The following is a 25,870-nucleotide window of genomic DNA, read 5'->3' as shown; positions in this document are numbered from 1 at the left end:
CTATAAACAATAAAAGAAGCCATTAGGTTAATGAGTAACCCAAACAGCTTCTTTATTTTCCTCCAAAAAGGCGAGCAAAAAAGCCTTTTTTGGTTGCTTGGACTTCTTCTTTTGCTTGGTCCAACTCGAGTTTCAAGGTTTCTTGATCTTTCATCGCTTGAAGAGTTAACTGTTGCTGTTGGTCCAACTGTTTGTCCTTTTCAGCAATCTGTCGGTCTTTGATTCGCATCTGTTCATCTTTTTCTGATAATTGGCGATCTTTGGCCTTGAGCTGCTCGTACAAACGAAGAATTTCAGCATTTTTCTCATCGACCAAGATTTCCATCAGTTCACGTTGTTTGACATCATCACTGACAGGCTCATCTTCAAAAATTGTTTTTTTATAGATTTCTTCTAGCTTGATCAAGCCACTTCGAGTAACTACAGTTACACCTTTGTCATTTTTTTTCGTGTCCTCTTCTGGAAGTTCTTTGACACGATTGTTGATTGCTTGACGAGATAGTCCTAAGACCTCTGCAATCTCACTGACGGTCATTTCAATACTCATAATATCCTCTGAAACGTTTTCTAGCTTTTCTTTATTTAAATCTTATCATAAGCTAGATAAACTGTCAAATTTCCGCTTAATCCAAGGCCTTTAAAAAGGTTAGTAAGACTTGGGCAGAACGACGTCCAGCTTCGATAATAAACTCATCAAAAGAGATAGAGGCTTCGTGATTGGCATTGTCACTCATAGCACGAATGACTAGGAACGGTAAATTAAGAGACTGAGCCGCTTGAGCAATGGCAGCTCCTTCCATTTCAACTGCTAAAACATCAGGGAAGTGGGATTTGATACTAGTAATCTTATCATCTCCAGCTATAAAGCTATCTCCTGTAGCAATCAAGCCTAGGTGCCAGGTCTGTTCTAACTGAGATAGACTCTCTTGGATTTTGGCTACAAAGGTTTTGTCTGATTCAAAATAAAGCGGTTGTTGCGCCATTTGGCCATAAGCATAGCCAAAAGCAGTCACATCCACATCATGGTAAGCTAGTCTATCTGCAATCACGACATCACCAACAGCAATCCCATCTGCAAGAGCACCTGCTGATCCTGTGTTGATGATAGCTTCTACTTGAAAATGGTCAGCTAGAATAGCTACACTCATAGCCGACATGACCTTTCCAATCCCACTCTGAACTAGAACGACTTCTATATTGCCAACAGAGCCAGTGTAGTAAGTATTTCCGAGGACTTGGACTTCTTGATGTTTGTCCAAATTCTGAGTCAAATATAGGAGCTCTTCTGGCATGGCAGCAATGATTCCAATTTTCATTTCAAGTCCTTTCAATTACAAGAGTTTCATCGCTAAAATTAACAAAATCAAAAGTAGGATGACTGCAAACAAGATACGATTGAGTTTCGAATTAAAAACATTTCTCTTGGTATTCTCAATGCGGCGACTCTTATGAATCGTTGGCTCTACTTCGATTGTTAAGGTATCTTGACTAAAACCGTGGTCTCTAGAGCGTGAATAACCAAAATGTTGTGAAGACGTTGGTAGGATCTTTGTTTCCTCATCATCTTGAAGAGGTGGTCCTGAGATTTTCTCACCTCGGTTGGCACGTTCAATCATTTCGTCTGTTAATAAAGGTTTTCCCATGGGTTTCTCCTCTATTTCTTTTGTAGTTCCCAGTACTGAATTGCCATAATGGTCTTGGCATCACAGATATGACCTGACTGGATCAGGTTCTTGGCCGCCTCTAGACTCACTTCTAGAACTTCCAAGGTTTCATCATCGTCTTGCGGGCGAGGATTTTCCACCTTGACCAAATCACTAGCAAGGTAGAGTTTTAGTTTTTCATTACAAAATCCAATCGCAGAATAGAAATCGTATATCAGCTCTAACTTAGCCGTGTAGGCAACTTCTTCTTCCAATTCACGAAGGGCCGCCGCCATTGGATCAGCATTTTCACCAAGTTCTAGTTTACCAGCAGGAATCTCATAAGAAACCGCCTCGATAGCTTTTCGGTATTGCTTAACGAGAACGATTTTGTCCTCGGCTGTCACAGCTAGTACACAAACAGCTCCATTGTGAAAAATCAAGTCACGTTGGGCAGTACCCTTTCCTTCTGGTAGCTCAACCTGATCTTGCACCAATTTAAAGATAGGACCTTGATAGATTTCCTTCCGACTAATCGTTTTTTCTTCAAATTCCATGACAGACTCCTACTGGTTCTTTGGATGATGAGGGAGGCGAGTCGCATATTCATCTTTGTTGACCTGACGTCCACGGCCGATAGCAATGGCATCAGCAGGAACATTCTTGGTAATGGTTGAACCCGCTCCAACCAGAGAATTATCCCCAAGTTCTACAGGAGCAATAATAGTTGAGTTTGATCCAACAAAGACATTATTGCCAATGACAGTTTTGTATTTATTTTTGCCATCGTAGTTGACTGTAATGGTTCCTGCACCGAAATTAACGTTGCTACCCACTTCACAGTTTCCAATATAAGTCAAATGACCCGCCTTGGTATTTTCACCGATTGAAGATCCTTTTACTTCAACAAAATTTCCAATGTGAACTTGAGCAGCCAGACTTGAACCTGGTCGGATATGGGCATAAGGACCTACAGTCACGCCATCTGCAACCGTACTTTCCTCAATCATGGAATTCGTAATCACAGCCCCAGCTCCGATAGTGCTATCCACTACATAAGTACCGTTTGTCAAAACAGTCTCAGCACCAATCTTCGTTTGACCTTTCAAGGTAACATTAGCTTCGATTTGGACTTCGGGAGCAATCTCAACATCAATGTCGATGTAAGTTGCTTCAGGATTGACAAAGCTAACACCATTAACCATATGCTTTTGGTTGATACGGCGACGCATCACTGCTTCCGCAGTTGCAAGAGCTACACGGTCATTTACCCCAAGACTTTCATCAAAATCCTTGAGAGTATATGCCCCAACCTTTTCACCCGCATTACGGAAAATACCAATCACGTCAGTAATATAGTACTCACCTTGGGCATTGTTGGTGTTGATGTTTTTAAGAGCTTCAAAAAGACGTTCATTGTCAAATACATAAGTTCCTGTATTGATTTCCTTAATTTGCTTTTCAAAGTCTGTGGCATCTTTCTGCTCAACAATACGAAGAACTTCAGCATTATCGTTACGGACGATACGACCATATCCAAAAGGATCAGCTGCTTCAGCTGTTAAAATCGTCGCCACATTTTTGTGATTGATATGGAAATCCAAGAGGTTCTTCAAGCTTTCACCTGTGATCAGAGGAGTATCTCCAGCGATAACCAAGGTGTGGCCAGTATGATTTTGGAGAATAGGCTCTGCCATCATGACAGCATGCCCAGTTCCTAGTTGTTCTGATTGGGTAACAAAGTCTGTCTGACCGGCTAATACTTGCTCAACTAGCTCTGCCTTGTGACCAACTACAGTAACTGTTTTTTCAGGTTGAATAGCACCAACACTACGAAAAACATGTTCCAACATCGAAATTCCAGCTACTTTATGAAGTACCTTTGGAAGATCTGATTTCATACGAGTACCTTTACCCGCTGCTAAAATAATGGCATAATTTGACATAATCTTCTCTTTTCTCTAGAAATTCCCTTATATTATACCATAATTTAGTTTCTTAGGAGTAAACAAATAGAGAAATAGGGAAAAGACACCCATATATTCACTTTTTCCGATGTTTTCTTTGATTTTTTTATCTATTTACGTTAAACTATTTAAATATGATAAAAAAGATTCATCCAGCTATTATTTTTACTTTATTTACTATATTTATAGCTATTTTGATCCTCAATAGACCAACTTATGAAGACCATCCTGTCAAGTCAAAACCCAATGCAGTCCAGGTTGAAAATCAGGCCTTGCATAATCTTGACAAACCTATTATTGACGTCTCTGGCTGGCAAATACCTGAGGAAATCAACTACGATACCTTATCTCAAAATATTTCTGGTGTTATTGTTCGTGTCCACAATGGGGGTCAGCATACTGAAACAAATAATGCCGCCTATGCCAATGGTGTCGATAAAGCCTATATAAATCATATTTCAGAATTTCAAAAACGGAATGTTCCAGTTGCTGTTTATGCCTATCTAGCAGGTACTAGTAAGAAAGAAATGGAAAAAGCTGCTGAGGTTTTCTACAATGCTGCTTCTCCATACAACCCTAGTTACTATTGGCTCGATGTTGAAGAAAAAACAATGTCCGATATGAACGAAGGTGTTGAAGCTTTTAGGGCTAAACTAGAAGCTCTTGGCGCCAAAAATATCGGAATTTACATCGGTGTTTATTTCATGAAAGAGCATAGTATCAATACAGATAAGTTCTCTGCTGTCTGGATTCCATCTTATGGAACGAATTCAGGTTACTTTGAAACCACGCCTAATACTGATCTAGACTATGACCTCCATCAGTATACTTCAAAAGGAAGAATTGCTGGATTTGAACACCATTTAGATATTAATCTTATTTCTACCTTGAAGGAAAAAGAAGAAACCTTCAGAAAACTATTTTTAAGACCATAAGACAAGTGAAAATTGCTCTCTTTTTCACTTGTTTTTTCATTTTCTTCTCGTCTGTGTTATAATTGATAGAATAGAGAAAGAATTTTATGAAATTGAGGATTTTATGATGTTTTCATGGATTGCAAGAGTTATTAAAGGAATCGTCATCGCCTTAGGATTTATCCTACCTGGAATTTCTGGCGGTGTTTTAGCAGCTATTTTGGGAATTTACGAGCGAATGATTAGCTTTCTGGCTCATCCCTTTAAGGATTTTAAAGAGAATGTCCTTTACTTTATCCCAGTAGCTATCGGGATGCTACTCGGAATTGGTTTGTTTTCTTATCCAATCGAGTATCTGCTAGAAAATTACCAGGTCTATGTTTTATGGAGTTTTGCTGGAGCTATCATCGGTACGGTTCCTAGCCTCCTTAAAGAGTCTACTCGAGAATCTGATCGGGATAAGATTGACCTAGTCTGGTTCTGGACCACCTTTATCCTTTCAGGAGTCGGGCTCTACGCGCTAAACTTTGTTGTTGGTTCTCTCAGTGCTAGTTTCGCTAGTTTCATCTTAGCGGGTGTTCTTTTAGCGCTTGGTGTCTTAGTGCCTGGTTTAAGTCCGTCAAATCTACTCTTGATTTTAGGATTGTACGCTCCGATGCTAACTGGCTTTAAGACCTTTGATTTATTTGGTACCTTCCTTCCTATCGGGATTGGTGCAGGAGCAACTCTTATTATCTTTTCAAAATTAATGGACCATGCCTTGAACAACTACCACTCCCGTGTTTATCACTTTATTATTGGGATTGTGCTGTCAAGCACTCTCTTGATTTTGATTCCAAATGCTGGAAATGCTGAAAGTATCCAATATACTGGACTTTCTATTGTGAGCTATGTTCTCATCGCCTTCTTCTTTGCGCTTGGAATTTGGCTTGGTATCTGGATGAGTCAATTGGAGGATAAGTATAAATAATGGCAAAGAAAGTGAAGATTAAGAAAACCTTGGTCGAACAAATCTTGACCAAGGCGGGTATTGAGCACACAGGGATTCAAATCAACGCGCTTGAGGGAGAACTTCCTTCGGAATATGATCGAACTCATATCTTTAAAACCTTGGCTCTATTAGGGGACAAAACGGGGCCAATCATCGGAATCGTTCCCATAACAGAACACCTCGCTGAGAAAAAACTAGCAAAGGTTTCTGGTAATAAAAAAGTGAGCATGATTCCACAAAAAGACCTAGAAAAAACGACAGGCTATATTCATGGGGCTAATAACCCCGTCGGCATTCGCCAAAAACACAATTATCCTATTTTTATTGATCAGACTGCTTTGGATTTGGAAAAAATGATCGTCTCTGCTGGAGAAGTCGGGCATAGTATCATCATCCGACCTCAAGACTTAGCCAGCTTTGTAAAAGCAGACTTTGCTGATATCTTGGAGGAAAACAACTGATGAAACTCTATTTTGTCCGTCATGGTCGGACTGTCTGGAATCTTGAAGGACGTTTTCAAGGTGCTAGCGGCGACTCTCCCCTTCTTTCAGAGTCCATTGACATCCTAAAACAACTGGGTCAACATCTCAATGAAATTCATTTTGATACGATTTATTCTAGTGATTTACCCAGAGCAGTTAAGTCTGCTGAAATTATCCAGAGTCAACTCCAATCCCCTTGTCCTTTGAAGAGCATTCCTGACCTACGTGAATGGCAACTTGGCAAACTAGAGGGATTAAAAATTGCTACGCTCAATGCCATCTACCCACAACAAATCAAGGCCTTTCGCTCTAATCTGGCTCAGTTTGATACGAGGATGTTTGAAGCTGAATCTCTCTACTCTACGACTCAGCGAACCATTCAGTTTATCAAATCTCTGAAAGAAAGTCCGGCTGAAAGAATTCTGATTGTCGGGCATGGGGCCAATCTCACTGCTAGCCTTCGTACACTTTTAGGCTATAAAGAGGCTCACCTCCGCAAAGAAGGAGGCTTGGCCAATGCTAGTCTGACAGTTTTAGAGACCGATGATTTTGAAACCTTCACTCTAGAAAGATGGAATGACACTTCCTATCAAAAAAAATAATGGAACTTGATCTTAATAGTCAAGTTCTTTTTAGTTTTCAAAGAATATCCGTGAATTTCTCTGCTATTTATGATAAAATGGGAGTATCGCAAAAAATGACTCATCGTATCAAATTTTGAGTAAAATTAGGAGGAACCCATGTCTACAGAACATATGGAAGAACTAAATGACCAGCAGATCGTTCGCCGTGAAAAAATGGCTGCGCTCCGTGAACAAGGAATCGATCCCTTCGGAAAACGTTTTGAACGTACTGCTAACTCTCAAGAACTAAAAGACAAATTTGCAGAACTTGATAAAGAACAATTACATGAATTAAATGAAACTGCTACTATCGCTGGACGCTTAGTAACCAAACGTGGAAAAGGGAAAGTCGGCTTTGCCCATCTTCAAGACCGAGAAGGTCAAATCCAAATCTACGTTCGTAAAGATGAAGTTGGTGAAGAAAACTACGAAATCTTCAAAAAAGCTGACCTTGGTGACTTCCTTGGTGTCGAAGGTGAAGTCATGCGTACTGATATGGGTGAGCTCTCTATCAAGGCAACTCACATCACACACTTGTCTAAAGCACTTCGCCCACTTCCAGAGAAATTCCACGGTTTGACTGACGTTGAAACAATTTATCGTAAACGTTACCTTGACTTGATTTCTAACCGTGAAAGCTTTGAGCGCTTTGTCACTCGTTCAAAAATCATCTCTGAAATCCGTCGTTATCTAGATCAAAAAGGTTTCCTTGAAGTGGAAACACCTGTTCTTCACAATGAAGCTGGTGGTGCTGCTGCTCGTCCATTTATCACCCACCACAATGCCCAAAACATTGACATGGTGCTTCGTATCGCGACCGAGCTTCACTTAAAACGTCTTATCGTTGGTGGTATGGAACGCGTCTATGAGATTGGTCGTATCTTCCGTAACGAAGGAATGGACGCTACTCATAACCCTGAGTTTACTTCTATCGAAGTTTACCAAGCTTATGCAGACTTCCAAGATATCATGGACTTGACGGAAGGTATTATCCAACACGCTGCTAAGGCAGTTAAGGGTGATGGTCCAGTTAACTATCAAGGTACTGAAATTAAGATCAACGAACCATTTAAACGTGTTCACATGGTAGATGCTATCAAGGAAATTACTGGTGTTGATTTCTGGCAAGACATGACTTTTGAAGAAGCAAAAGCTATCGCTACTGAGAAGAAAGTTCCAGTTGAAAAACACTACACTGAAGTTGGTCACATTATCAACGCCTTCTTTGAAGAGTTCGTTGAAGAAACCTTGATTCAACCAACCTTTGTCTATGGTCATCCAGTAGCTGTGTCTCCACTCGCTAAGAAAAATCCTGAAGACGAACGCTTTACTGACCGTTTCGAGCTCTTCATCATGACTAAGGAGTACGGTAATGCCTTTACTGAGTTGAACGACCCAATCGACCAGCTTAGCCGTTTCGAAGCCCAAGCAAAAGCTAAAGAACTTGGTGACGATGAAGCAACAGGTATCGACTACGACTACATCGAGGCTCTTGAATACGGTATGCCACCAACAGGTGGTTTGGGTATCGGTATCGACCGTCTCTGCATGCTCCTCACTGATACAACTACTATCCGTGATGTATTGCTCTTTCCAACAATGAAATAATACTCTTCGAAAATCTCTTCAAACCACGTCAGCGTTTCCTTGACGTATGTATGGTTACTGACTTCGTCAGTTCTATCTACAACCTCAAAGCAGTGCTTTGAGCAGCCTGCGGCTAGCTTCCTAGTTTGCTATTTGATTTTCATTGAGTATAAGCTCTTATCCTCTGGTACTTGCCAGAGGATTTTTCGATGCAAAAAGAGACTGAGGAAAAACTCAATCTCTTTTCTTATTCTTGATTTTTAACTTGACTGGTGGCTACATCTTCCCCAAACCACTTCTGACTGATTGCCTGAAATTTTCCTTCTTGGTATAGTGAGATAAAGGCTTGATTCAGAGCAGCTAGCAAAGTTTTATCAGCAGGTCTAACACCCACTGCAAAAGCTTCACTTTCAAATCCAGCTGAAAAGACATTGTAGTCATTTAATATTCCTTCAGACTGGAGATAATAATTGGCATATACCCGGTCAATCAACAAGGCATCAATCCGATCATTTTTCAAATCAATTAAGGCTTCATTGAAACTTTGGTATTGATTAGCCTTCTGGTCTTTCACTCGATTCTTGAGTAGTTCGGGTTGTCCTTCAAAATTCAAATAACCAGAAGATCCAGCCTGGGCCCCTAAAACTTTGTCAGTCATATCCTGAATTGAGTGGATATTTTGAGACTTTTTAGAGACCAAAACTTGTTGATTTTCCATATATGGAATGGTAAAAGCAACCTTCTCTTTCCGTTCATCTGTAGCTGTATAGCCATTCCAGATGGCATCAATGGTACCATTTTGTAGTTCGGTTTCTTTCATATCCCAGTCGATGGGTTGAAATTTAATCTGAATTCCTAGCTTCTCAGAAACAGCTTGGGCTAGGTCAATATCAAAACCTGCATACTGGCCATTCTTCTCCTCAAATCCCATGGGAACAAAGGTATTGTCAAAGCCAATAGTAATGCTACCCTGCTTTTGATATTTGGCCCAATTATCCTGATTTGGATCACTTGCCTTCTGAGTACAAGCCGTCAGGAAGAAGCTAAAGAACAGAGCAAGTACAAGGGCAATTTTCTTTCTCTTCATAGGCACCTCCTACTCCTACTTTGGATCAACCTTAAGAATCTGATCAGCAATGTTTTCCGCAAACTGAAGATCGTGGGTCACAACAATCTGAGTCATCCCACGCTCTTTATTTTGAAGGATAAGTTTTTCTACTTCTAATCGCAATTCTGGATCTAAGGCTGATGTAGGCTCATCATATCCAATAATTTCTGGGTTTATCATCATAGCGCGAGCTAAAGCCACCCGTTGTTTTTGCCCACCTGAAAGTGAGAAAGGAAAGGCATCTGCATGTCCTGCTAACCCAAGTTGTTCTAATAAACCACGCGCCTTCTTCTCAGCAACTTCCTTCTCCATGCTCATCGTTTTTATGGGCGACAGAGTTAAGTTATCTAGAACTGACAAATGCGGAAAGAGTTGAAAATCTTGGAAAACAAATCCCAGAAGATTGCGCTTTTCTAGTTCGTCTATAGCTAACGATTCGCCGTTATAGTAGATTTCCCCCGAATCGATGGTTTCCAATCCAGCTAACATACGTAATAGGGTTGTCTTGCCGCCTCCTGATGGACCTACGATTGCAAGGATTTGCTTTTCGGGAATAGATAGGCTGAAGTTGGTTAAGATTTGTTTGCCACCAAAGGCCTTGTTGATATTTCGTAATTCTAACATAGCAATCCTCCTATCTGTAATAACTGTACTTCTTCTCAAGTTTTTTCGCTACAATGGTTACAAGACCAATCATAATCAAATAAATCGCTCCAGCTAAAAACATAGGAACAAGACTGGCATCTCGATTGGCTGCTGTCCGACTAGCCAAAATCAAATCTGAAATCCCAAGGGCATAGACCAATGAAGTATCCTTGACCAAACTCATAATTTCATTAAAGACGCTCGGTAAGACAATCTTTGTAACCTGAGGCAAAATAATATAGCGCACTGTGTCAAAAGGACTAAACTTCAAGACCTTAGCAGCCTCATATTGACCTTTAGGAATGGTTTCAATCCCACCACGAAAGATTTCAGCAAAGTAGGCTGCATAGTTCAGTACAAAAGCAATCACAGCAGCAGGCAAACGATCTAAACGAATCCCAATGCTAGGGAGCACATAGTAAATAAAGATTAATTGCAAGAGCAAGGGAGTCCCTCGCATCACCCAAATATAAAGGTCAATCAGATAATGGAGGGGTTTCCAGCGGACTTGTAAAGCAAAGGCAACGACAATACCCAAAGGAATTGAAAAGATCAAGACCAGAGCAAAGACTTGAAGAGTCATACTTGCACCGTTCAATAAACTTGGTAATATCTCAAACATATAAGACATACTGCACCTCCTAAAAATTATTGTTCCTATTATAGCATAAATAAACAATTTAGCAAGAGTTTTTGTAAAAAAATTCTATAATTCTTGAACTATACACCTTTATCTAAGAAATCCGTGCGAGATATCATCTTAAAAAATTAGAAGAATTATAAGGATTCTAGACGAGAATATAGGTTTAACTTCTAATTCTGAGAGAACAATGATCAAATTCTTTTATCAAATATCTATAAAGATTTCATTGATACAGAACTATGTTTTCTCTCATTCACTTCTTACCTCTAGAGATATAAAAAAAGAACCACTTTATAAGAATAGTATCATTTCTACTATCCATACAAGTGGCTCTTTGATGATGCCATAGCAAAGGCATCAAGATTTTTCAACTAGATTATTTAACTTTTTTGAAACGGAATAAGAGAATGGAACCGAATGCAAGTACTACTCCTACAACAGTAAGCAAGATAGTCATTTCAGAAGTACCAGTATTTGGTAGTTCTTTAGTTTCTCCTGGTTGTTTAGGTTTGTTATCTGAAGAACCCGGAGTCTCAGCAGCATAAGTATTTGTGATGGTTGGATTATTACCTGTAACTGTTGCTACAAGTTGACCTTGACCATTGTCTACAACTTTTACTGTTACTGTATAAGCATTTTTATCATAAGTTACACCAGCTTCACCACCATCTTTTTCAGTGATAGTATACGTGTGAGTTCCTGCAGCAGTGTATTCAATCTCTGGGAAAGCAACTGTTCCGTCTGCAGCATTCTTAGCTGTTGCTACAAGTTTGTCGCCTTCTTTCAATTCAAATTCATATTTATCTGCCTCAAGAGGTTTACCATTTAGGACTTTTTTAGCAGTAATTGAAGTTGTTGCAGATTTAACAGAATACGAATTTACAAAAACTTTATTGTCATATTTAACACTTGCAAACTTCTCACCATAAACATCTGTTACAGTAACTTCTGCGTTAATAGTCTTATCATCGTAAGCAAAACCTGGTTTTTGATCATTAACTTCTTTGATCTGATACTGATAAGTACCCACTGTAGAGAATTTAACGGCTTTAAATTTCACTTTGCCATCTTTATCATTCTTAACAGTTTCAACAACAGATCCGTTTGGATCAAGCAGTTGGAAGCTAAATTCTTCAGCAGCTAAGTCTTTTCCTTTTAACTGCTTAGAAACTTCAAATGAAACTTCTGTCGAACGTGAACCAGAACTAATACCTTCAGTTGTGGTTAATGGTGCAAAACCTTCTACATCAAAGTTTTCAGTCGAAGTCGTAATTTTAACGTTATTGAAAGCTTTTTTTGTTGTATTATCAACTGGAGCGGTGATACGAGTCTTATAAACTACATACAAACCTTGGTTGGTTAGATCACCATTACCATTTGGAGTAATAGTGAAGCGATTTGAATCTTGAACAACAATGTGACTTGGATTCAAAAGAGGATGATGCTCATCCTTACCCCATTCAGTAAAGTAGTAACCTGTAATCTCACTAGCTAATACTTGCCCTTCAGGGATTGTATCTTGAATCGAAACACCTTCATAAGGATTAGCATATTTGTTTACGCGAATATACCAATTAATATAATTTGGATCGTTTGTATCTTGAACTCCCCATTTAGTAAATCCTGTTGGATCCTCATCTGGAACAATACGAGTCAAATTGTATACTCCTGCTCCAGGAATATCGATTGGATACGATTTATTGAGTTCAACATTATCAGCCCATACAACAGTAAATAAGGCCGAAATTTGTTTCTCTTCAGGTAAGTTAGCAAAATAATCTTCGTTACTTACCGTCACAGTCGCTGTATTTGCAGACTTATTTGTCGTTAACTCAGCAACCTTAGTGACTCCATCGTTACCAAAGATTTCAGTAGTTGAATCTGATTCAATTTTGAATTCATTTGGAACTTTATAAACCATAAAGTCACCATTCTTCAACGTTGTTGAGTTGTCGAATTTGTAAGTGGTTTGAAGGTAAAATTTCCCTTCACCATACTCTGCACCATCAACTAACTTATTATTGTTAATTGTCGGTACTGTCGTTAGCGTATAGCTACTAGATGGTAGTTCAGCAGCTTTAACCACATTGCTAGTTCTTAGTACTGGGATAAATACTGAAGCTACTAACAATAGCGCCATGAATGCATGAGAAAGTTTTTTATTAATCTTTTTCACAACATTTGCCTCCTTTATTTTTGGGGATAGATTCCCCTATTTATTATTATATATTCTTATATAAATTTGTCAAGTATTTCATAGTAGTTCGATGTTCAAATCATACCTTTAAACTCTTATTTTATAGGGTGTAGCAGGCTTTCATCGTTCAAAACTACATCTAAATTGGCTATAAGAAATTTTAACATTTATATTATATTAGTAAAAAGAAAAGACCTCTGAGGTCTTTCAAATCATTCATTTAAAGTCATTCGTTTCTGTTAATAAGATTTTACAAAAATTCGAAATCCTTAAAGTGTCTCTATGAGTTCTTGCATCTGAACATCATCTGGAACGAGTTTTAAATAAGCTTCAGCTTGCACTTTGGCTTCTTCAAAATATCCCAATTCACGTAGGAGATAAGTATACTGCTCCAGAAATTCAGGATTATCCTTGAGATCAGACGATAGTTCCTGATAGAGCTCATAGGCCTTATCTAAATCCTCGATTTCCTGGTAAGAACGGGCAATCATCCACTTGGTCAAGAGATTTTCAGGTTCTTGACTTTGGAGAGCGATAATGTCCTCAAACCGTTCTTGTTCCATATAAATGGTTGCAAGGCGAAGGAAAATTTCTTCTGTATCCTCTGCATCTTCTTTGGCAGTAAGGAGAAACTGCTCTGCACTACTAGGATCATGCAATTCATACGAAAACTGTGAAGCAGCAAGCAAGAGCCGAGTTTCAAATGGATTTTTCTCCAAACCTTGTTTAGCGATACGAAGGGCCTCTTCCACCTGATGTTCCTTATGCAAAGCTTGACTATAACCATATTCATATCCTTCAAAATCAGGTGAAATGGTATCAATCTGCTTAAAGTAAAGAACAGATTTTTGATACTCTTCTTGGTCAAAGTAAAGGCTAGCCAGTTCAAAGGCAGTTTGGTCATCGTATTCTAGTTCTAAAGCTTTCTCTAAGAATTCAGTTGCGGCTTCAAACTTACCTAACTGGGCATAAGCGTAACCAATTCGCTGATAGGTTGAGACACCCGTTTGCTCATAGATAGAGCGATTGTCTAATTGAGCATAACCCTGAATAGCTTCCTGATAATTTCCCAACTCACTATCCAACTCAGCCAATCCAAAAACTAATAAGGCATCATCTGAGTAATTTAAGGCTTCCAGTAACTTTTCACGAGCTACATCTGTCAATCCTTCCAACTGATAGAGGTCTGCCTTCAAGGCCAAAGCCGATACGTACCAATCACTTTCGGGTGTGATTTCCTCAAGGTAAGCAAAAGCTTCCTCAACATTGCCATCCTCACTAGCAATGCTGGCTAAATTCAGATTCACTTCTGGAAATTCTGTAACGATATGTTGGTAGATTTCTTTTGCTTGAGGATAAAAGCCAATTCCCTCTAGATAGCTTGCTAGTTCGTAAAGAACTTCACTTGAATCTGTTTCGAGGGCTTCGTGAAAATACTGATCCGCTTTGGTTAAATTCTGTTCATCCAAAGCCTGGAGCATGCGCTGACTATTGTTCACTCTTGATTTCCTCCCCTTCTTCTTCATACAAACCGCTGACTTTCTTATACCAGTTAAAGATAGCTGAGATAACGACCTTGGCAGAAGCATAGACAGGAATTCCCAGCAAGACTCCCCAAATACCAAACATAGAACCTGAAGTTAGGAGAACAAAGAGGACATTGATTGGGTGGATGTTTAGCTGACTACCTAAAATAAGCGGAGAAACGAAGCGACCTTCAATCGTTTGTTCAACAATAAAGACAATAATTACTTTCAAAAGCATGACAGGGCCCGCTATTAAGCCCAAAACCAGAGCAGGCAACATCGCTAGAAAACTACCCAAGTAAGGTACTAGATTGAGGATACCAGCCGTAATACCAAGAGTCACAGCATATCTGAGACCAATAATCTTAAAGAAGATAATAAACATAATTGCCACGATAATAGCAACTGTAACCTGTCCTCTAACGTAGTTTGATAACTGTTTATTAACATCTGACAAAACTTGTCCAACAGGTTCTTTTAACTTGTTTGGGATAAATTTAGTTAGGTAATCCCGCAAGCCTTTTCCATCTCTCAAAAGATAAAAGAGCATAAAGGGTACGATAATAACCGCAACAATGACCTGGGAAACGCTACTGATAAAGGCGCTAACCCAGTTAACAGCTTGAGAAGAGATTTTGCTGGCCCACATGGTCGCCTCACTAGAAACATTGGAAAGAACCTGCTCCAACTGTGGTCTAAAATCATCTGGCAAACGTTTGGTTACAAGGTCATTGATCACCTTATCAGCATCTTCCAGGTATGTCGGCACATTCTTCGCAAAATTTAAGACTTGACGTTGCAGATTAGGAATTACGACTGCCAATCCCCAAATGATAAAGAGTCCGATAATGACAAAAACAATACTAATGGCAAGAACACGATTGATCTTGTGCTTCTCCATCCAGTCAACAATCGGATTGAGGAGGTAATAAAGTAAACCAGATAAAATAACTGGCAACATGACAACCCCTAAAAAGTCCAATACCGGTAAAAAGATAAAACTAATCTTACTTAGAATAAAAATATTTAGCCCCAGTAACAAGGTTACTAAAAATACAGTGATGGCTTTATTATCTAAAAACCACTTAAAAAACCAAGATAGGCTAAAATGTTTCTCTTTATGTTCCATAAATACATCCTTTCTGTCATTCTCTCATTATACCATTTTTAGACTAAAATAACTCTTTTTTAAAGTGCTTACATGAATGAATCTAGTGCTTCATGACTGCCATTTTGTGGTATAATGAACTTATCATTATTAAGAGGTATGGACATGAAAGAAACTGTTTATTTTGGAACTTACACTCGTCGCTTATCTAAAGGGATTTACAAGGCAGATTTTGATACAGAAACAGGCCAGCTCGCAAATCTTGAACTCTTTGCTGCTGAACCAAGTCCAACCTACCTTGCCTTTGACAAACTGCAACACTTATACACCGTAGGGAGTCAGGATGGCTTAGGCGGAATCGCTGCTTACAAGACAGATGGCGCTTTGCTAAATCATGTGGTTGAAGAAGGCGCTCCCCATTGTTATGTGGCAGTGGATGAAAAGCGTGGTCTCGTTTACGGGGCCAACTATCATAAAGGTCAAGTTCTGGTTTATAAACGTCAAACGGATGGTAGCCTCATCCAAACAGATCTAGATCAGCATAGCGGACAAGGTCCTCATGAAAACCAAACTTCCCCACATGTACACTTTACGGATCTAACACCTGACCAGTATCTCGTAACATGTGATCTAGGTACAGATGAAGTAACGACCTATGATGTTAGTCCAGAAGGAAAACTAAGTAAACTCTACACTTATCACAGCCAAGCTGGAGCAGGTGCACGCCACATCGTTTTCCACCACCACTATAAGATTGCCTATCTCATCTGCGAACTGAATAGCACTATAGAGGTCTTGATTTATGATGGGGTTGGTGAATTTGAACGCATGCAAGTTATTTCAACCTTACCAGATGGATACGAAAGCTTTAATGCTACTGCTGCCATTCGTCTTTCAAAAGATGGCAAATACCTCTATGCATCCAACCGAGGTCATGATTCCATTGCAGTCTATACAATCCTCGCTGATGGTAGCTTGGAATTATTAGAGATTGTGCCAAGCCATGGTAAAAATCCACGTGATTTCGACCTAACTCCTGATCAAGAGTTTCTCATCGCTGTTCATCAAGATTCTGATAACGCAACCATCTTTAAGCGCAATCCTAAAAGTGGTCGTCTTGCTGAGCTTTCTAACGACTTCCATGTCCCTGAAGGAGTCTGCATCAACTTCCCACATTAAAAAAAATGAACTTGAGTTTCAAGTTCATTTTTTTATAGTCTATTTCCGACATTGATACGGTTGATAGCACGTTGCAATGCGATTTTTGCACGACGTTCTTGGTCAATCAAATGCTTGTCATGGGCTTCTTCGATTTCTCGTTCAGCTCGAAGTTTCGCGCGTTCTGCACGACTGATATCGATATCACGAGCACGCTCTGCTGAGTCTGCTACAATGGTAATGATATCATTAGCAATCTCGATAATTCCTCCGTTCACTGCAATCCAGTTCACATGAGTATCATCATCGATTCGTTTTACCTTTACTTCATCAACCGCTAAAACCGCAATCATATTTTCATGTCGTGGCAAGATCCCCATCTCACCATCCAGAGTTCGTACCGATACAAAGCTGGCATGGTGATCATAGACGAGGCCATCTGGAGTCACGATCTGGACAGTTAAATGAGCCATAGATCACCTCTTAAAATCCCATTTTTTCTGCCTTAGCAATGACGTCTTCGATTGAACCGACACCACGGAAGGCATCTTCTGGTAACTGGTCATGTTTTCCTTCAAGGATTTCCTTAAAGCCGCGAACTGTTTCCGCTACTGGCACATAAGAACCAGGTTGACCAGTAAATTGTTCTGCAACGTTAAAGTTTTGAGACAAGAAGAACTGGATACGACGGGCACGTGCAACCAAAGTCTTTTCTTCATCAGAAAGTTCATCCATACCAAGGATAGCAATGATATCTTGCAATTCATGGTAACGTTGAAGGACACGTTTGACTTCCGCAGCAACTGCATAGTGCTCCTCACCAACAATCTCAGGTGCCAAGGCACGAGAGCTTGAAGCCAACGGATCAACGGCTGGGTAGATACCCAACTGTACCAACTTACGTTCCAAGTTTGTAGTTGAATCCAAGTGAGCAAAGGCTGTTGCTGGCGCCGGGTCAGTATAGTCATCCGCAGGCACGTAGATAGCCTGGATAGAGGTTACAGAACCCTTCTTAGTTGATGTGATACGCTCTTGCAATTGACCCATTTCCGTAGCAAGTGTTGGTTGGTAACCAACGGCTGAAGGCATACGACCCAAAAGGGCAGATACTTCTGAACCAGCTTGAGTGAAACGGAAGATATTGTCAATGAAAAGAAGCACATCTTGGCCTTCTACATCACGGAAGTATTCGGCAATTGTCAAACCAGTAAGGGCAACACGCATACGTGCTCCAGGTGGTTCATTCATCTGACCAAATACCATGGCTGTTTTCTCGATAACGCCTGATTCTTTCATTTCCCAGTAAAGGTCGTTCCCCTCACGAGTACGTTCCCCAACACCGGTAAATACTGAAATACCACCGTGTTCTTGGGCAATGTTGTGAATCAATTCTTGGATCAAGACAGTTTTACCAACTCCGGCACCACCGAAAAGTCCAACTTTCCCACCTTTAAGGTAAGGGGCAAGAAGGTCGATAACCTTAATCCCTGTTTCCAAGATTTCAGATGAGGTAGACAATTCATCAAAAGTTGGAGCTTTCTTATGAATTGGCTGACGCTCAGCGTCTTCAGCGAAAGGAGCATCCAAGTCAATGGTATCTCCCAAAACGTTGAAGACACGTCCCAAAGTTTCTTTACCTACTGGAACAGAGATTGGACGGCCTGTGTCCAAAACTTCCATTCCACGAGTCAAACCATCTGTTGATTCCATGGCGATCGTACGGACCATACCATCACCCAACTCCAAGGCTACTTCAAGGACGATTTTTGTTTTTCTTTCGTCATTTTTGTAGACGACAAGTGCATTATTAATCTCAGGAAGTGTTTCCCCTGCTGCAAACAAAACGTCTACAACGGGTCCGATAACCTGAGCAATTTTACCTGAACTCATCTCCTTCTCCTATTCTATATAAGATACTGTCGGTTCCTAGTTCAACTAGGTCCTAATACTCTTCGAAAATCAAATTCAAACCACGTCAGCATCACCTTACCGTACTCAAGTACAGCCTGCGGCTAGCTTCCTAGTTTGCTCTTTGATTTTCATTGAGTATAAGTTCATTTTCATACGAGCTGGACTAAATCCTATTCTAAGGCACTAGCCCCCGCTACGATTTCTGTAATTTCTTGTGTAATCGCCGCCTGTCTAGCACGGTTATACTGGATTGTCAAATCATTGATGACCTTCTTGGCATTATCAGTCGCCGTTTGCATGGCGGTCATACCTGCAGCATTTTCAGCTGTCTTGGCATCGATAATAGCCCCGTAAATCATACTTTCGGCATACTGTGGCAACAACTGCTCTAGAATCTCATCACGGCTCGTTTCTAACTCAAAGGTCAAGCTATACTCTTCATCCGCTTCATTTGGATCCAAGTCAACAATCGGAAGCATTTGTTCCACACGCATTTGACTTGTGAGAGTATTGACATGATGGTTGTAGCAGACGTACAATTCATCAAAAAGTTCGTTTTGGTACATCTCAATCGTTTTTGAAATAATTTTACGAACTTCATCAAAACTAGGTTGATCCGCCAAGCCACGTAGTTCATAGATTGGCTGAATACCACGAGCCTTAAAGAAATCAGCTCCCATACCACCGATACAGATTATCTCAAAATCTTTACCATCTGGATGGTATTCTTCTTTCAACTCCATAACGGCTTTAAGGATGGAAGCATTATAACCTCCAACCAGGCCACGGTCTGAAGTAATAACGATATAGCCTGTTTTCTTAACTGGGCGACTGATGAGCATTGGATTGGTTGAACCACCAGATCCGTTACCATGCAGAATATCCGTCAAAAGCTTACGAACTTTCTGAGCGTAAACTTGGAAGTTGCGCGCTGCTTCTTCAGAGCGACCTAACTTGGCAGCCGATACCATTTGCATAGCATTAGTGATTTGACTCGTATTTTTGGTTGAGGCGATTTTTGTTTTAATATCATTTAGAGATACTGCCATCTGACACCTCTATTCTTATTGGAAGCTGGATTGATTGAGAAACTCTGTAATCGCAGCATCCAAGACTGCTTCTTCTGGCAAGTCTTTTGTTTCACGAATGGTTTCCAAAATCTCTGGATAATGAGCATCAAAGAAAGTATGGAACTCTTCCTCAAAACGAACAATGTCATCTACTGGAATCGTATCCAAGAAACCATGTGTCAAAGCATAGAGAATGGTTACTTGTTTCTCAACAGGTAGTGGTTTATGGACAGGTTGTTTCAATACTTCTACAGTACGACGTCCACGGTTTAACTTAGCCTGTGTTGCTGCATCCAAGTCAGAACCAAACTTAGTGAAGGCTTCCAACTCACGGTATGAAGCAAGGTCGATACGAAGTGTACCAGCAACTTTCTTCATGGCTTTAATTTGTGCAGAACCACCTACACGGGATACAGATGAACCCGCATCAATGGCTGGACGAATACCCGCATTGAAGAGACCATCACCAAGGAAGATTTGTCCGTCAGTAATAGAAATCACGTTGGTTGCGATATAGGCAGAGATATCTCCTGCTTGTGTCTCGATAAATGGTAGGGCTGTAATAGATCCACCACCAAGTTCATCAGAAACTTTAGCTGAGCGCTCAAGCAAACGGCTGTGAAGGTAGAAAACATCCCCTGGGAAGGCTTCACGACCTGGTGGACGACGAAGCAAGAGGGAAAGCTCACGATAAGCGACCGCTTGTTTTGAAAGATCATCATAAACAATCAAAACATGCTTGCCTTGGTACATAAACTCTTCTGCCATAGCAACTCCGGCATAAGGAGCTAGGAAGAGCAATGGAGATGGTTGTGAAGCAGAGGCTGTCACAACGATTGTGTAGTCCAAGGCACCGTACTGGCGAAGTGTTTCTACTTGTGTACGGACTGTAGATTCTTTTTGTCCAATCGCTACGTAGATACAGATCATATCTTGCCCTTTTTGGTTCAAGATCGTATCAATTGCGATGGTTGTTTTCCCTGTCTGACGGTCACCGATAATCAACTCACGTTGACCACGACCAATCGGAACAAGGGCGTCAATAGCTTTCAAACCTGTTTGCAATGGTTCTGATACAGACTTACGTTGCATAACGCCAGGAGCTGGCGCTTCCACTGGACGAGTCTTGTCAGTATGGATGTCACCAATACCATCAACTGGACGACCAAGTGGGTCGACAACACGTCCGATTAGGCTGTCCCCCACAGGTACTTCCATGATTTTACCTGTACGGCGAATCGTATCACCTTCACGAATATCTGTAAAGTCTCCAAGGATGATAATCCCAACGTCTGTAGACTCCAAGTTTTGCGCCATCCCATAAGAGCCGTTTTCAAAGACCAACAACTCTCCACTCATGGCATTTTCAAGACCGTGAGCACGCGCAATTCCATCCCCGATATAGGTTACAACACCTGTTTCAGACACATCAAAATTGGGTTTGAAATTTTCAATTTGTTGCTTAATTAAAGCGCTGATTTCTTGTGCGTTAATTGCCAAAAGAACACCACTTTCTATTTCAAATTTTCTTTAACAACTCGAAGTTGTTGTTTAATACTCACATCAATTGTCTTGTGATTAGCAAAAATGACAAAACCACCAATGAGTCCTTCATCAATTTGTTCTTTGATACTCCGTACTTTCAGAGACATTTTTTTCTCTATCAAGGGAAGCAAACGTTCCTTCTGTTCGTCCGTTAAAGGATGAGCTGAAGAAATCGTAACTACAAAATGATTGGTTTCTCTTTCAAGACGATTCAAACAATCAACAATAATATCATAAAAAAGATTTGCTCTGTGATTGTAAATCAGAACCTGAATAAAGTTTTGCATTAAAGGTGAGACAGAGTCTTGAAAAAAACCAACTGTTTTTTCCTTATCAGACTCATCGACTGCCACCTGAGCTAAAAAAGAAGGTAAGCCCGTTTCTTCTGCGACTTGCTTGATTTGATCCAAGTCTGAAAAAATCCGGTCCTCTTCTCCTTTTTCAATCACTAATTGGACAAAAGGCATGCTGTACTTTTCGATTACCTTTGCTGTTTTCTTGTCCATTAGGCTTCTCCTAGCTGATCGATATACTGATCAATGAGTTCCTTATGAGCATGACTGTCAAGGTTTTTTGAGATGATTTTACCGGCGAGACTAATTGTCAAATCTGCCACCTCGCCCTTAACACTTTGTAAAGCCTCAGCTTTATTCTGAGCAATTTCTTGATTCGCCTTCTCTTTTAAGCGACCTGCTTCTACTTTAGCATCTGCCAGAATATCTGCTTTACTCTTCTCTGCAGTCTCTTTAGCATTTTCAATGATTGTTTTGGCTTCGTTGCGACTACCAGCCAATTCATCTTCTCGTTTTTGGGCAAGTGTTTCTGCTTTTTGACGAGCCTGTTCAGCTCCATCAATATCAGCAGCAATTTTATTTGCCCTTTCTTCGAAGACACTTGTCAAGTTTGACCACGCATATTTCTTAACTAAGACAATCAAAAGGATAAAAGAGCCAGCGATTAAAATAAAGTTACCAATTAATTCACCTACTGTTACGTGCATCTGTTACTCCTTTCTACTCTTCTCCATCATTTATCTTATTTCCTAAGTACATAGAAGACAACATGGTAAACACATAGGCTTGGATGCAGGAAATAAAGACAGAAAAGGCTGTCCAAGCCAAGTTAGCACCAAAAGCAACTGGATACCAATATAGAGCTTGATGAGATAGAGTGATTAGCAAACTAGCCATCACTTCTCCAGCAAAGATATTTCCGAACACCCGCAAGGCAAGTGATAAAAAGTTGGTAAACTCTTCTAAGATATTCATGGGAGTCATAAAGCCAGGTGTGATATAGGCTTTTAGATATTTTTTAATCCCACGGCGACGAATCCCTTCAATATGGGTCATCAGGATAATTCCAAATGACAAGGCCAAGTCAAACTGGAGATTTGCAGTTGGCGATGTCCAAAGGTTTGTCCCATCTGTAGTTTGAAGTTTCGCCATCAAACCGAGGTTATTTGCCAGTACCATAAATAGAAATAGACAAAGGAAAAAGAGCGAGTAGTCTTTCATGTAGCTTTTACCAATGTTAGGTTCTGTAAATCCAATAACGAAGTCATAGAAATACTCAAGTACATTTTGCTTTCCTTTGGGTTTCAAAGTCATATTGCGACTTGCCCAATAGATAAAGCCAAAAACAACTCCCACAATCAACAAGGTCATGGCTAACATGGTTAAATCAAAGGTAACAGGACCAATATTGATGGTTGGATTGATACTTTCTTCCATCTAGAATCCTCCCTTTTCTTCTCGTTCCATTTGTCTATTTGATGACGAATGAAAAGACGAGGGTAACCAAGAACGTTCCTTCAATAAAGGCAATCCCCATGATCATTAAGCTACGTAATTGTGGGATGATGTCTGGTTGGCGAGCTGCTGATTTGAACAAACCGTTCATCAACATACCTTCTGCAAGGGATACACCCATACAGGCAAGACAAAGACCGAAAAATGTTAAATTCATGATGAATTCTCCTTTTATTTAAAATTTACTTACTTAGTTTAGTCCTAAAATTTGTTTTTGTCAACTTTTTACTTACGTTGGAAGCGTTTCAGCTGATTTATTTCTATTTTTGCTATTTTTACACTATTCTATAGAAAGTTTTTCCATTTTAGATTGCGAGTTTTTCTTGATTTTACTATATTTTCTGAAACAAACCGAAAAATCCAAGTTAAGAACTTGGATCGATTCATTTTATTTAAAATAGTAGGAATAGTGTTGTTTACAACCTGGATTAAATGGTGCACTGCAGTAAGGACAAGCCATCTGTTTTTGGTAATCTTGGAAAGTCATTGTCCTCTTACAAACCCCACATAAGATCGGTCGATCCTCAGAAAGCACCAAGGGATAGGGCGAAAACAAATGCGTTTCCATAGCATTGTGGCACTGATAGCATGCATAGTATTTCTTGCATTCATAACACTGGAGTGAAACAATATCCTTTTCACTATGATAATGAACACACCTGCTTTCATCATCTACCAATAAACCTTGAGCTTGAATCATTCCCTTTTCCTTATCTAGGCACGAACTGTAACACTTGTCCCGTCTTCCTTATAGAGGTTGATGAGCCCTTCTTTCAGAGCACGAACCATGTCACCTGCTTGTACAGGTTGTGGGACCTTGATTGTCAAGAGTTCCATTGGATTTGGAGCACGGTCGATTTTATTGCCCTTGGCATCATGAAGATCTTCGATATAAGTATCAAAATGACGGAAACCTGGTCCATAAAACTCAACTTGATCGCCTTCGTTGATGACATTTCGTTGACGAATGGTTGCCGTTTGAGTCGCATCATCATAAGCAACCACTTCAGCGACAAACTTGTATTCAGGAATTTTACGACGTGCGCCAAATAACTGCTCATTCTCAGACGGTGTACCATAGTAGAATCCAGTTGCCAATTCACGCTGGGCAACCTTCCACATCTCGTCCACCAAGTCCTGTTTGATGGCCTCAAACTTTTCAGGACTTTCGAGATAAGCATCCACAGCCGCCTTGTAGCAGTTTGTTACTGTTGAAACATAGTGAATAGACTTCATACGACCTTCGATCTTAAGACTGTCTACACCATTTTCAATCATATCTGGGATATGGTCAATCATAGACATATCTACGGCAGACATCGAAAATTCTTCTGGGATTTCACCTTTAAGGCTCTTACGTTCTTGGCCGAATGGCATGTCGTAGAGGTCGTATTTCCAACGGCAAGATTGAGAACAACCACCACGGTTAGCATCACGCATACTCATGTGGTTTGAAAGCGTACAACGACCTGAGTAAGAAATACACATGGCCCCATGGACAAATGCTTCAATCTCGACATCTGTACGTTTGCGAATCTCTGCCAATTCTTCCATTGAAACTTCACGAGCCAAAACCACACGAGTTAGACCAAGTTCTTTCCAGAACTCAAGAGTTTCATAGTTGGTCGCACTGGCTTGGGTTGAAAGATGGATTTCAAGACCAGGTGCTTCAGTTGCTGCAATCATAATCAAGGCTGGATCTGACACGATAACTGCGGCAATCCCGATGTCACGCAACTTACGGAACCATTCTCCAGCACCAGCTTCATTTCCTTCGTGCATAACCATGTTAGCAGCCACATAGACCTTGGCACCGTACTTAGCAGAAAACTGCACGCCTTCTTCCATCTGTTCAAAGGTGAAGTTTCCTGCACGACTACGAAGACCATAGGCCTGTCCGCCGATGAAGACTGCGTCCGCACCATATTGAACAGCTACTTTCAGCTTCTCTAAAGTCCCTGCAGGTGATAAAACCTCAGGACGTTTTAATGTTTTTGTCATTTTTTCTCCTATTTGCAATATAAAAGTTTGACGTTTTTCCTTCTCATTTTATAGTAAATAAGCAATAAAATCAAGCCTAGACAGATTGTTTTGACAATTCTAATCTTTTCTAAAACAAAAAACTAGCCTTTCTAGACTAGTTGTTCTCAAGATAAAATTCAAAGCGTTCGCCCACGTATTGACTCTTTACATACTCGAAAGCCGTCCCATCTTCAAGATAAGAGACCTGAGTCAAGGCTAAAATGGCATGACCCTTTTCGACTTCTAGATAGTGAGCAATCTTTTCCTTAGCCAATCTCGCATAAATGGTCTGTTGGGATTTGCCAATCCGGTAACCATGTTGCTGCAAGGTTTGGAAGAAATGACTGGTGATTTCTTCTTTTTTGAAATCCTTAATAAATTTCTCAGGAATGGATGCGACTTCATAGACTAGTGGAACTTGGTCAGCGTAACGCACCCGTTCCATGCGGATAATATTCTCTGTCGGAGTAATCCCTAGCTTAGCGACCTCTTGCTCATTTGGAATGGTTCTTCTGTAAGAAATGAGTTGGCTAGAAGGGACTTTCCCCTGAGATTTGACAATCTCCGTAAAACTGGTTGTCCCCCGCATTTTTTCTTGGACACGAGTGCTAGAGACAAAGGTTCCACTTCCTACTCGACGCTCCAAAACTCCTTCCTCAACCAAGAGAGAGATAGCCTGGCGTAATGTCATCCGGCTAACTTGAAACTGTTCCGCTAAATCTCGCTCACTTGGAAGTCTCTCTCCGATTTTCCAATGATGCTCATCTATATCCTTTTTGATCTGATCGTGGATTTTCATATAAGCTGGTAACATGATTCTCACTTCTTTTCTTTATTTTCTCCATTGTACCGTATTTGCTAAGAAAAAGTCAAACTTTGCCTTGTTTAGTTGGTAATTCGCCCCTATTTGTGATAGAATATT

General features: G+C 40.3%; 28 protein-coding genes. 6 read left to right on the top strand and 22 right to left on the bottom strand.

The window, feature by feature from the left end:
• Positions 1–52 precede the first annotated feature (52 nt).
• The 5 genes from rocS to glmU form a co-directional block, all read right to left on the bottom strand.
• On the bottom strand, positions 53–547 hold the full coding sequence (gene rocS, locus D8863_RS02035) for a chromosome segregation protein RocS (RefSeq protein WP_000021252.1): 495 nt from the start codon (positions 545–547) through the stop codon (positions 53–55).
• Between the two features lie 76 nt (positions 548–623).
• Positions 624–1,316 carry a 5'-methylthioadenosine/adenosylhomocysteine nucleosidase gene (locus tag D8863_RS02030; RefSeq protein ID WP_125440932.1) on the bottom strand — a complete coding sequence of 231 codons (693 nt, stop codon included), beginning with the start codon at positions 1,314–1,316 and terminating at the stop codon, positions 624–626.
• 15 nt (positions 1,317–1,331) lie between these two features.
• Complete coding sequence (gene macP, locus D8863_RS02025; protein WP_000517872.1) at positions 1,332–1,643, bottom strand: cell wall synthase accessory phosphoprotein MacP; 312 nt, start codon at positions 1,641–1,643, stop codon at positions 1,332–1,334.
• A gap of 11 nt (positions 1,644–1,654) precedes the next feature.
• Positions 1,655–2,200, bottom strand: coding sequence for an NUDIX hydrolase (locus D8863_RS02020; protein ID WP_125440931.1), 546 nt, complete (start codon positions 2,198–2,200; stop codon positions 1,655–1,657).
• A 9-nt stretch (positions 2,201–2,209) separates the two neighbouring features.
• A complete protein-coding gene (glmU, locus tag D8863_RS02015) occupies positions 2,210–3,589 on the bottom strand; it encodes a bifunctional UDP-N-acetylglucosamine diphosphorylase/glucosamine-1-phosphate N-acetyltransferase GlmU (RefSeq protein ID WP_125440930.1) in 1,380 nt (459 codons plus the stop codon).
• A gap of 155 nt (positions 3,590–3,744) precedes the next feature.
• Here glmU and D8863_RS02010 point away from each other — a divergent pair, with 155 nt between their 5' ends.
• The 5 genes from D8863_RS02010 to lysS all read left to right on the top strand — a co-directional run bounded on the left by D8863_RS02010 (position 3,745) and on the right by lysS (position 8,228).
• A complete protein-coding gene (locus tag D8863_RS02010; protein ID WP_125440929.1) occupies positions 3,745–4,545 on the top strand; it encodes a glycoside hydrolase family 25 protein in 801 nt (266 codons plus the stop codon).
• A gap of 106 nt (positions 4,546–4,651) precedes the next feature.
• Positions 4,652–5,494, top strand: coding sequence for a DUF368 domain-containing protein (locus tag D8863_RS02005; protein WP_125414791.1), 843 nt, complete (start codon positions 4,652–4,654; stop codon positions 5,492–5,494).
• Entirely contained in the window at positions 5,494–5,976 is a 483-nt protein-coding gene (locus tag D8863_RS02000; protein ID WP_125414785.1) for an aminoacyl-tRNA deacylase, read from the top strand. The genes D8863_RS02005 and D8863_RS02000 overlap by 1 nt, the downstream gene beginning before the upstream one ends.
• Positions 5,976–6,599, top strand: coding sequence for a histidine phosphatase family protein (locus D8863_RS01995; RefSeq protein WP_125414787.1), 624 nt, complete (start codon positions 5,976–5,978; stop codon positions 6,597–6,599). The genes D8863_RS02000 and D8863_RS01995 overlap by 1 nt, the downstream gene beginning before the upstream one ends.
• A 138-nt stretch (positions 6,600–6,737) precedes the next feature.
• Positions 6,738–8,228 (top strand): lysine--tRNA ligase, encoded by a 1,491-nt coding sequence (gene lysS, locus D8863_RS01990; protein WP_000102439.1) that lies wholly within the window; start codon positions 6,738–6,740, stop codon positions 8,226–8,228.
• A gap of 226 nt (positions 8,229–8,454) precedes the next feature.
• Here the strand turns inward: lysS and D8863_RS01985 are convergent, their stop codons facing one another.
• From D8863_RS01985 to D8863_RS01960, 6 genes are all read right to left on the bottom strand, one after another.
• Complete coding sequence (locus tag D8863_RS01985; RefSeq protein WP_125440928.1) at positions 8,455–9,294, bottom strand: amino acid ABC transporter substrate-binding protein; 840 nt, start codon at positions 9,292–9,294, stop codon at positions 8,455–8,457.
• Positions 9,295–9,309: 15 nt separating this feature from the next.
• Positions 9,310–9,939 (bottom strand): amino acid ABC transporter ATP-binding protein, encoded by a 630-nt coding sequence (locus D8863_RS01980; RefSeq protein WP_000891744.1) that lies wholly within the window; start codon positions 9,937–9,939, stop codon positions 9,310–9,312.
• A gap of 10 nt (positions 9,940–9,949) precedes the next feature.
• Complete coding sequence (locus tag D8863_RS01975) at positions 9,950–10,591, bottom strand: amino acid ABC transporter permease (RefSeq protein WP_000121156.1); 642 nt, start codon at positions 10,589–10,591, stop codon at positions 9,950–9,952.
• Positions 10,592–10,979: 388 nt separating this feature from the next.
• A complete protein-coding gene (locus D8863_RS01970; RefSeq protein WP_125440927.1) occupies positions 10,980–12,779 on the bottom strand; it encodes a Spy0128 family protein in 1,800 nt (599 codons plus the stop codon).
• A gap of 290 nt (positions 12,780–13,069) precedes the next feature.
• Positions 13,070–14,299 carry a tetratricopeptide repeat protein gene (locus D8863_RS01965; RefSeq protein WP_185761433.1) on the bottom strand — a complete coding sequence of 410 codons (1,230 nt, stop codon included), beginning with the start codon at positions 14,297–14,299 and terminating at the stop codon, positions 13,070–13,072.
• Positions 14,289–15,455, bottom strand: a complete 1,167-nt coding sequence (locus D8863_RS01960; protein ID WP_125440926.1) for an AI-2E family transporter — start codon at positions 15,453–15,455, stop codon at positions 14,289–14,291. The genes D8863_RS01965 and D8863_RS01960 overlap by 11 nt, the downstream gene beginning before the upstream one ends.
• Before the next feature lie 144 nt (positions 15,456–15,599).
• On the opposite strand from D8863_RS01960, the gene D8863_RS01955 reads away from it, so the two are divergent.
• A complete protein-coding gene (locus D8863_RS01955) occupies positions 15,600–16,613 on the top strand; it encodes a lactonase family protein (protein WP_125440925.1) in 1,014 nt (337 codons plus the stop codon).
• Between the two features lie 32 nt (positions 16,614–16,645).
• Here the strand turns inward: D8863_RS01955 and D8863_RS01950 are convergent, their stop codons facing one another.
• From D8863_RS01950 to D8863_RS01895, 11 genes are all read right to left on the bottom strand, one after another.
• Positions 16,646–17,065 (bottom strand): F0F1 ATP synthase subunit epsilon, encoded by a 420-nt coding sequence (locus D8863_RS01950; RefSeq protein WP_000940836.1) that lies wholly within the window; start codon positions 17,063–17,065, stop codon positions 16,646–16,648.
• Between the two features lie 10 nt (positions 17,066–17,075).
• Positions 17,076–18,482, bottom strand: a complete 1,407-nt coding sequence (atpD, locus tag D8863_RS01945; RefSeq protein WP_000094372.1) for a F0F1 ATP synthase subunit beta — start codon at positions 18,480–18,482, stop codon at positions 17,076–17,078.
• Between the two features lie 191 nt (positions 18,483–18,673).
• Positions 18,674–19,552 carry a F0F1 ATP synthase subunit gamma gene (locus D8863_RS01935; RefSeq protein WP_000301228.1) on the bottom strand — a complete coding sequence of 293 codons (879 nt, stop codon included), beginning with the start codon at positions 19,550–19,552 and terminating at the stop codon, positions 18,674–18,676.
• A gap of 15 nt (positions 19,553–19,567) precedes the next feature.
• The gene (gene atpA / locus D8863_RS01930) at positions 19,568–21,073 is read right to left on the bottom strand and encodes a F0F1 ATP synthase subunit alpha (protein ID WP_125440924.1); all 1,506 of its coding nucleotides are present in this window, start codon (positions 21,071–21,073) and stop codon (positions 19,568–19,570) included.
• A 14-nt stretch (positions 21,074–21,087) separates the two neighbouring features.
• Positions 21,088–21,624: a F0F1 ATP synthase subunit delta gene (locus tag D8863_RS01925; RefSeq protein ID WP_038806143.1), complete on the bottom strand. Its 537-nt coding sequence runs from the start codon at positions 21,622–21,624 to the stop codon at positions 21,088–21,090.
• Positions 21,624–22,118: a F0F1 ATP synthase subunit B gene (atpF, locus tag D8863_RS01920; protein ID WP_000558543.1), complete on the bottom strand. Its 495-nt coding sequence runs from the start codon at positions 22,116–22,118 to the stop codon at positions 21,624–21,626. Before atpF ends, D8863_RS01925 begins: the two co-directional genes overlap by 1 nt.
• Positions 22,119–22,131: 13 nt before the next feature.
• The gene (gene atpB, locus D8863_RS01915) at positions 22,132–22,848 is read right to left on the bottom strand and encodes a F0F1 ATP synthase subunit A (protein WP_000392869.1); all 717 of its coding nucleotides are present in this window, start codon (positions 22,846–22,848) and stop codon (positions 22,132–22,134) included.
• Between the two features lie 34 nt (positions 22,849–22,882).
• Positions 22,883–23,083, bottom strand: coding sequence for a F0F1 ATP synthase subunit C (locus D8863_RS01910; RefSeq protein WP_001054556.1), 201 nt, complete (start codon positions 23,081–23,083; stop codon positions 22,883–22,885).
• A 231-nt stretch (positions 23,084–23,314) separates the two neighbouring features.
• Positions 23,315–23,626 (bottom strand): CHY zinc finger protein, encoded by a 312-nt coding sequence (locus D8863_RS01905; protein ID WP_076984503.1) that lies wholly within the window; start codon positions 23,624–23,626, stop codon positions 23,315–23,317.
• Positions 23,627–23,640: 14 nt separating this feature from the next.
• Positions 23,641–24,927 carry a peptidase U32 family protein gene (locus D8863_RS01900; protein WP_125440923.1) on the bottom strand — a complete coding sequence of 429 codons (1,287 nt, stop codon included), beginning with the start codon at positions 24,925–24,927 and terminating at the stop codon, positions 23,641–23,643.
• A 136-nt stretch (positions 24,928–25,063) separates the two neighbouring features.
• Complete coding sequence (locus D8863_RS01895; protein ID WP_000936178.1) at positions 25,064–25,762, bottom strand: GntR family transcriptional regulator; 699 nt, start codon at positions 25,760–25,762, stop codon at positions 25,064–25,066.
• Positions 25,763–25,870 lie beyond the last annotated feature (108 nt).

The organism is Streptococcus oralis (assembly GCF_003943825.1).
GTDB classification, from domain to species: domain Bacteria; phylum Bacillota; class Bacilli; order Lactobacillales; family Streptococcaceae; genus Streptococcus; species Streptococcus oralis_CD.
This window is presented reverse-complemented; position numbering and strand designations above follow the sequence as displayed.